The sequence below is a fragment of the Streptomyces neyagawaensis genome (assembly GCF_023516595.1).
Taxonomy (GTDB): Bacteria; Actinomycetota; Actinomycetes; order Streptomycetales; family Streptomycetaceae; genus Streptomyces; species Streptomyces neyagawaensis.
This window is the reverse complement of the sequence record NZ_JAMGBG010000085.1, coordinates 1-8747: the sequence shown is the minus strand read 5'-3', so window position 1 is coordinate 8747 and position 8747 is coordinate 1. Positions and strand designations below refer to the sequence as shown.

The following is an 8747-nucleotide window of genomic DNA, read 5'->3' as shown; positions in this document are numbered from 1 at the left end:
GCCCGGAGACCGTCGTCGCCGTGTCCCTGCCCCGCTCGACGGAGCTGGCCGTCGCCCTGCTGGCGGTGCTGAAGGCGGGCGGCGCCTATCTGCCGATCGACCCCAAGTACCCGAGCCACCGCCTGGAGTACATCCTCGGCGAGGCCCGCCCGACCCTGGTCCTCACGGACGCGGAGACGGTCGCGGTGCTGCCGGACACCGAGACGCCGAAGCTGTACGTCGACGAGCTGGAGCTCCCCGCCGACGACGGCGACCTCGGCCGCCCGGTCCACCCGCAGAACCTCGCGTACGTGATGTACACCTCGGGCTCCTCCGGCACCCCCAAGGGCGTCGCCATCACCCACGCCAACATCGTCAACGGTGTGCTGGGGCTCGCCGCCCGCATGGGCATCCAGGCCGGGTCCAAGGTCCTCGCCGGTACGTCGATCAACTTCGACGTCTCCGCGTTCGAGCTGTTCACCACGCTCGTCCACGGCGGCACGGCGGAGATCGTCCGGGACGTCCTCGTCCTCGGCGAGCGCGACCACTGGCGGGGGGCCGTCGTCAGCACGGTGCCGTCGGCGTTCGCGGAACTCCTTGACCAGATCGCCGACCGCACCTCCATGGACACGGTCGTCTTCGCGGGCGAGGCCCTGTCGTCGACGCTCGTCTCCCGGGTCCGCGAGGCGTTCCCCGGCGTCCGCGTCGTCAACGCCTACGGGCAGACGGAGAGCTTCTACGCCACCACGTTCGACGCGGCCGACTGGGACGGCACGGGCAGCGCGCCCGTCGGCACCCCGCTGCCCAACATGCGGGCGTACGTCCTCGGCGCGGGCCTCACCCCTGTGCCGCCGGGCGCCGTCGGCGAGCTGTACGTCGCCGGGAACCTGGGCCGCGGCTACCGCGGACGGCCCGACCTGACCGCCGACCGGTTCGTCGCCGACCCGTTCGGCGAGCCCGGCTCCCGGATGTACCGCACCGGTGACCTCGCCCGCTGGACCGAGGACGGGCAGATCGAGTACCTCGGCCGGGGTGACACCCAGGTCAAGGTGCGGGGCTTCCGCATCGAGCCCGGCGAGGTCGAGGCCGCCCTCGCCTCCCACCCGCAGGTGACGCAGGCCGCGGTGATCGCCCGCAACGGGCGCGGCACCAACGCCGGCAAGGTCCTCGTGGCGTACGTCGTACCCACCGCGTCCGACGCGGTGGACGCCGACGAGCTGGGCGCCCACGCGGCCCGCAAGCTCCCCGAGTTCATGGTCCCGGCCGCCTATGTCGTCCTCGACCGGCTGCCGCTGATGCCGAACGGCAAGCTCGACCGGGCCGCGCTGCCCGCCCCCGAGTTCGCCGGAGTGCCCTACCGGGCGCCGCGCACCAAGCGGGAGGAGATCCTCGCCGGGCTGTACGCCGAGGTCCTCGGCGTGGACGAGGTCGGCATCGACGACAACTTCTTCAACCTGGGCGGCCACTCGCTCCTCGCGACCCGTCTGATCAGCCGTATCCGCACCGCACTGGGCGTGGAGATCCCGATCAAGGTGGTCTTCGGCTCGCCCACGGTCGCCGAGCTGACGGCGCAGCTGTCCTCCGGCGACACCGTCCGCACCCCGCTGCGGCGCCTGCGCACCCGCCCCGAGAAGCTGCCTCTGTCGTTCGCGCAGCGCCGGCTGTGGTTCATCGACCGGTTCGAGGGCCCCTCGGCGACGTACAACATCCCGATGGCGCTGCGGCTGACCGGCGACCTGGACACCGAGGCGCTCGCCGAGGCGATCCGGGACGTCGTCGCCCGCCACGAGAGTCTGCGCACCGTGTACGCGGAGGACGTGGACGGCACCGCGTACCAGGTCGTCCTGGAGCCGGGGCAGTACAGCCTGCCCGTCCCGGTCGTCGAGGTGGCGGCGGACGACGTGGCGGACGCGGTCGCCCGCGCGGCCCGGCACCACTTCGACCTCGCGAGTGACATCCCCGTCAAGGCCGGCATCCTGCGCGTCGGGCCGGGCGAACACCTCCTGACCCTGCTCATCCACCACATCGCCAGCGACGGCGAGTCCATGGCCCCGCTGATCCGGGACATCTCCACCGCCTACGCGGCCCGCCGCGAGGGCCTCGCCCCCGAGTTCGCCGAACTGCCCGTGCAGTACGCCGACTACACGCTCTGGCAGCGGGACCTGCTCGGCGACGCCACCGACCCGGACAGCGTGCTCGCCGCGCAGTCCTCGTACTGGCGGCGCGAACTGGCCGCCGTACCGCAGCCGCTGAGGCTGCCCGTGGACCGGCCGCGCCCGCCGAAGGCGAGCTACCGGGGCGAGATGCTCGACTTCCGCCTCGACGACGACCTCCTGGTCGCCGTGGAGAAGCTGGCCCGCGAGCACGACGTGACCGTCTCCATGGTCATGCAGTCCGTCCTCGCGGTGCTGCTGCACCAGCTCGGCGGCGGCGACGACATCCCGATCGGCTCCCCGATCGCCGGCCGCACCGACGAGGCCCTCGCCGACCTGGTCGGGTTCTTCGTCAACACCTGGGTGCTGCGCGCCGAACTGTCCGCCAACCCCACCTTCGAGCAGCTGATCGCCCAGGTCCGCGACAAGGCCCTCGCCGCGTACGCCAACCAGGACGCCCCCTTCGAGCGCCTGGTGGAACTGCTCAACCCCGAGCGGTCCACGGCCTACCACCCGCTGTTCCAGGTCATGTTCGCCTGGCAGAACTTCGCGCAGGCCGACTTCGACCTGCCGGGCCTGGACGTCGCGTACGTGCCGACGCCCACCGGGACCGCCAAGTTCGACCTGTTCTTCAACCTCACCGAGGTGACGGGCCCGGACGGACGCGAGGTCGAGGGCCTGCTGGAGTACGCCACCGACCTGTTCGACCGGGAGACGGCCGAGCGCGTCGCCGACCGCTTCGTCCGGGTGTTGCGCCAGCTCGTCGCCGACCCGGCAGCCCGCGTCGGCGCCGTCGACCTCCTCGACGACGCAGAACGCGACCAGGTGTTGCACCGCTTCAACGACACCGCCGAGCCGACCCCGCACCTCACGGTCGCCGAACTCGTCGAGAAGCAGGTCGCCGCCACGCCGGACGCGGTCGCGATCGTCTCCGGTGACACCACCCTCGCCTACTGGGAGCTGAACGCCCGCGCCAACCGGCTCGCCCGCGAACTCGTCGCCCACGGCGTCGGCCCCGAGACCCTGGTCGCGGTGTCCCTGCCGCGCACCGCCGACCTCGCGGTCGCCCTGCTCGCCGTCCTCAAGTCGGGCGGCGCCTACCTCCCGATCGACCCCAAGTACCCGAGCCACCGCCTGGACCACATCCTCGGCGAGGCGGCCCCGGCCCTCGTCCTCACGGACACCGAGACCGTGTCGGTGCTCCCCGAGACGGACCTGCCGAAGCTGTATCTGGACCGGCTCGACCTCACCGACCGCTCCCCGGACAACCTGCCGGTCACCGCCCACCCACAGAACCTGGCGTACGTCATGTACACCTCGGGCTCGACGGGTGTGCCGAAGGGCGTGTCCCTCAGCCACCACAACATCGTCAACGGTGTGCTGCGGCTGATCCCGAGGGTCGGCGTCAAGAAGGGCTCGCGGATTCTCGCGGGCACCTCCATCAACTTCGACGTGTCGGTGTTCGAACTGTTCACCACGCTCAGCGTCGGCGGCAGCGCCGAGATCGTCCGGGACGTCCTCGTCCTCGGCGAACGCGACAGCTGGAACGGCACGATGATCTCCACCGTGCCGTCGGCCTTCACCGAGCTGCTCGACCAGCTCGCGGGCCGACTCACCGTCGAGACGGTCGTCTTCGCCGGCGAGGCCCTGCCCACCGCCCTGGTGGAGCGGATGCGGGAGCAGATCCCCGGCGTCCGCGTCGTCAACGCCTACGGCCAGACCGAGTCCTTCTACGCCACCACCCACACCGCGACCGGCACGGGAGCGGCCGGCGGCACCGGCAGCGCCCCCATCGGCACCCCCCTCGGCAACATGCGGGCCTACGTCCTCGGCCCCGGCTTCACCCCGGCCCCCGTGGGCGTGGTCGGCGAGCTGTACATCGCCGGCGACGTCAGCCGCGGCTACCGGGGACGGCCCGACCTGACCGCCGAGCGGTTCGTCGCCGACCCGTTCGGCCCGCCCGGCTCCCGGATGTACCGCACGGGCGACCTCGCCCGCTGGAACGCCGACGGGCAGCTGGAGTACGCCGGACGCGCCGACTCCCAGGTCAAGGTGCGGGGCTTCCGCATCGAGCCCGGCGAGGTCGAGGCCGCGATCACCGCGCACCCCGGTGTCGCCCAGGCGGCCGTAGTGGTCCGCGAGCACGGCAAGAGCAAGCAGCTCGTCGGCTATGTGGTCCCCGCCGACGCGGGGACGGGCGGTGACGGCGCCGGACAGCTCGGCGGCACCGACTTCGACCTCACCGCCGGACTCACCTCACGCGACCTGCGCTCCTTCGTCTCCGACCGGCTCCCCGAGTTCATGGTCCCGGCCGCCTTCGTCGTCATCGACCGGCTGCCGCTCGCCCCGAACGGCAAGCTCGACACCAAGGCCCTGCCCGAACCGGAGTTCAGCGGCGGCGAGTACCGGGCGCCCCGCACCCCCGACGAGGAGATCCTCGCCGCGGTCTACGCCGATGTCCTCGGCCACGGCCGGGTCGGCATCGACGACGACTTCTTCGCCGTCGGCGGCGACTCCATCCGCTCCATCCAGGTCGTCACCCGGGCCCGCGCCCAGGGCGTCGAGGTCAGCCCGCGCGAGATCTTCGAGCACCGCACGGTCGCCGAACTCGCCCGCGTGGCCCGCACCACCGGCACCGCCGTGCTCCTGGAGGAGTTCGAGGGCGGCGGCACGGGCACCCTGCCGCTGCTGCCGATCGCCCAGTACATGCTGGAACTCGGCGGCGACTTCGACCGCTTCTCCATGTCCCTGCCGCTGGAACTGCCCCTCGGTATCGACCGGTCCGGCCTCATCACCACCCTCGACGCCGTGTTCGACCGCCATGACCTGCTCCGGTCCCGGCTGACCGGCGCGAGCCTGGAGGTCACCCCGGCGGGCTCCACCGACACCGCCTCACTGATCCGGCGCGTCGCCTGCGACGGGACCTGGGACGAGACCTGGCTGCGTAACGCCGCCGCCGAACTCGACGCGGCCACCGGCCGACTGGACCCGGCGGCAGGGGTGATGGCCCAGTTCGTGTGGTTCGACCCGGCCGACCCGGAGATCCCCGGCCGGCTCCTCGTCGCCCTGCACCACCTGGTCGTCGACGGTGTCTCCTGGCGCATCCTGCTCCCCGACCTCGCCGAGGCGTGGAAGCAGCTGAAGGAGAACGGCACGGCGGAACTCCCGCCGGTCGGCACGTCCGTACGCCGCTGGACGCACGCCCTGATCGAGGAGGCCGGCTCGCCGGAGCGCACGGCCGAACTGGAGCTGTGGCGGGGCATCCTCGACGGCCCCGACCCGCTGCTGGGCTCCCGCCCGCTGGACCCGGCCGCCGACACCCGCTCCACCATGGACCACGTCTCGCTCCGCCTCCCCCCGGAGGTCACCGAGGCCCTCCTGACGAAGGTCCCGACGGCCTTCCACGGCGGCGTCAACGACGCCCTCCTCACGGCCCTCGCCCTCGCGGTGACCAAGTGGCGCCGCGGCAGGGGAGTGGACGAACCGTCGACGCTGGTCCGCCTCGAAGGCCACGGCCGCGAACAGGACGTCGTCCCCGGCGCGGACCTCTCCTCCACGATCGGCTGGTTCACCAGCATGTACCCGGTCCGCCTGGACACGACGGGCTTCGACGTGGACGAGGCGTTCGAGGGCGGCGCCACGACGGGCGCGGTGGTGAAGTCCGTCAAGGAGCAACTCCTCGCGATCCCGGACAAGGGCCTGGGCTACGGCTTGCTGCGCTACTTGAACGAGGGCACCGCGGCCGACCTCGGCGCTCTCGGCGCCGCCGGGCAGATCGGGTTCAACTACCTCGGCCGCTTCTCCTCCGCCGACATGCCGGAGGAACTCCGCAACCTCGGCTGGACCCAGCTCCCCGACGTGGCCCTCTCCCCGGACCTGGGCGGGATACCGGCCATGACCACCGTCGAGATCAACTCGGCGGTCATCGACACCGACCTCGGCGCCCAGCTGGACGCCTCCGTCGGCTTCCCGGCCGGCGTCCTCACCCGCACCGAGGTCGAGGACCTCATGTCCCTCTGGGCGGACGCGCTCACGGCGATCACCACCCATGTCACCGAGGACCCGGCGGCCGGCGGGCTCACCCCCTCCGACCTGCCCCTCGTCGACGTGACCCAGCGGGACATCGAGCAGTGGGAGGAGGCGTACCCCGGCCTCACCGACGTCTGGCCGCTCACCGCGCTCCAGTCGGGCCTGCTCTTCCAGTCCCTCCTGGACGACGACGCGGCGCACGACGCGTACCAGATGCAGATCGCCTTCCACGTCTCCGGCCGGATCGACCCGGGGCGCATGCGGGCCGCGGGCCAGGCCGTACTCGACCGCTACCCGAACCTGAGGGTCGCGTTCGTGACGGACTCGGCCGGTCGGCAGGTCCAGGCCGTCGTGGACGGCGTCCGCCTTCCCTGGCGGGAGGTCGACCTGCGCGACCTCCCGGAGCGGGAACGGGAGGAGGCGTTCGAGCGGTTCCTCGCCGAGGACCACACCGCCCACTTCGACCCGGCCGCCCCGCCGCTGCTGCGGCTGTCCCTCGTCCGGATGACCGACGACCGCTCCGAACTGGTCCTCACCGCCCACCACGTGCTGTTCGACGGCTGGTCCTTCCCGATCCTCATGCAGGACCTGCTCCACCTGTACGGCTCCGCCGGCGACCCGGCCGTCCTGCCCCGCACCCGCGGCTTCAAGGACTTCCTCACCTGGCTGTCCCGCCAGGACGAGGCGGAGACGGCCCGCGCCTGGGCGGCGGAACTGGCGGGCGTGGAGGAACCCACCCTCCTCGCACCCCCCGCCCCGGCCGGCGACGCGGAGGCGGACACGGCCACGGACGTCGGTGACCCCGGTGTCGGCCAGCTCGACGTACGGCTGCCGCTCGACGAGGCCCGCGCCCTCAACCGCCGCGCCTCCGAACTCGGCATCACTGTCAACACGCTCGTCCAGGGCGCCTGGGCGGTCGTCCTCGGCCGGCTGACGAACCGCTCGGACGTCGTGTTCGGCGCGACCGTCTCCGGACGGCCGCCGACGGTGACCGACGTGGACTCGATGGTCGGACTCTTCATCAACACCCTGCCCGTGCGCGTCGAGTACGGCCCCGGCGACTCCCTCGCCGACCTGCTCACCGGGCTCCAGCGGCGCCAGGCCGCACTGCTCGACCACCATCACCACGGGCTGAGCGAGATCCACCGGACAACCGGGCTGAGCACCCTCTTCGACACCCTCGTGGTCTTCGAGTCGTTCCCGGTCGACAAGGGGGGCATCGACTCCGCCAACAGCGCCGCCGGGATCGCCTTCACCGGCATCCGCCCCTTCTCCGGCACGCACTACCCGCTGACGGTGATGGCGGCCGCCGACCCGCACCTCCAGCTGGTCCTCCAGTACCAGCAGCACGTCTTCGACCGTGACACCGTCGAGGCGCTCGGCGGGCGGCTCGTGCGGGTCCTGCGGCAGATGGCGGCCGACCCGTCGGTCCCGGTGGGCCGCGTCGACCTCCTCGAACCGGCCGAGCACGATCGGCTCGCCGCACTGAGCGGCAGCCCGGCGAACACCCCGGCGCTGACCGTCGCCGGACTCGTCGAGCGGCAGGTCGCGGCCACCCCGGACGCGCCGGCCGTGGAGTACGGCGACACGACGCTGACGTACGCGGGGCTGAACGCGGCGGCCAACCGGCTCGCCCGGGAGCTCGTCGCCCACGGCGTCGGCCCGGAGAGCGTGGTCGCGGTGGCCCTGCCCCGCACGGAGGGCCTGGCGGTGGCCCTGCTGGCGGTACTGAAGGCGGGCGGCGCCTATCTGCCGATCGACCCCAAGTATCCGAGCCACCGCCTGGAGTACATCCTCGGCGAGGCCCGGCCCCAGCTGGTCCTCACCGACTCGGGGACGGTCTCCGTACTGCCCCCGACGACCGTGCCGAAGCTGTACGTCGACGAGCTGGTCCTCCCGGCCGACGACACCGACCTCGGCCGCCCGGTCCACCCGGAGAACCTCGCGTACGTGATGTACACCTCCGGTTCGACGGGCACCCCGAAGGGCGTCGCGATCACGCACTCCAACGTGGTCAACGGCGTGCTGCGGCTGGCCGGCCCGGTGGGCATGGCCCCCGGCCGCCGGATGCTCGCGGGCACCTCCGTCAACTTCGACGTCTCGGTGTTCGAGCTGTTCACGACCCTCGCCCACGGCGGCACCGTCGAGATCGTCCGCGACGTGCTCGCCCTGGGGGAGCGGGACGGCTGGCAGGGCTCCGTCATCAGCACCGTCCCGTCCGTCTTCGCCGAACTCGTCGACCAGCTCGCCGGCACCACCACCGTCGACACCCTGGTCTTCGCGGGCGAGGGCCTGCCCTCCGGGCTCGTACGCCGGGTCCGGGAGGTCTTCCCCGACGTGCGCGTGATCAACGCGTACGGCCAGACGGAGAGCTTCTACGCCACCCTCGCCGAGGTGGGCGACGCCACCGGCAGCGCCCCGATCGGCGCCCCGCTCGCCAACATGCGGGCCTACGTCCTCGGTCCGGGACTCACCCCGGTACCGCCGGGCGCGGTGGGGGAGCTGTACGTCGCGGGGAACGTCGGACGCGGCTACCGGGGGCGCCCCGAGCTGACCGCGGACCGGTTCGTCGCCGACCCGTTCGGC

Annotated in this window: 1 protein-coding gene; it reads left to right on the top strand. The window is 72.6% G+C overall.

The genetic code is table 11. The features are described 5' to 3' along the window. Positions 1-20: 20 nt before the first annotated feature. On the top strand, positions 21-8747 hold an 8727-nt coding region (locus tag M8J73_RS30430), incomplete at its 3' end, for a non-ribosomal peptide synthetase (protein WP_249829313.1).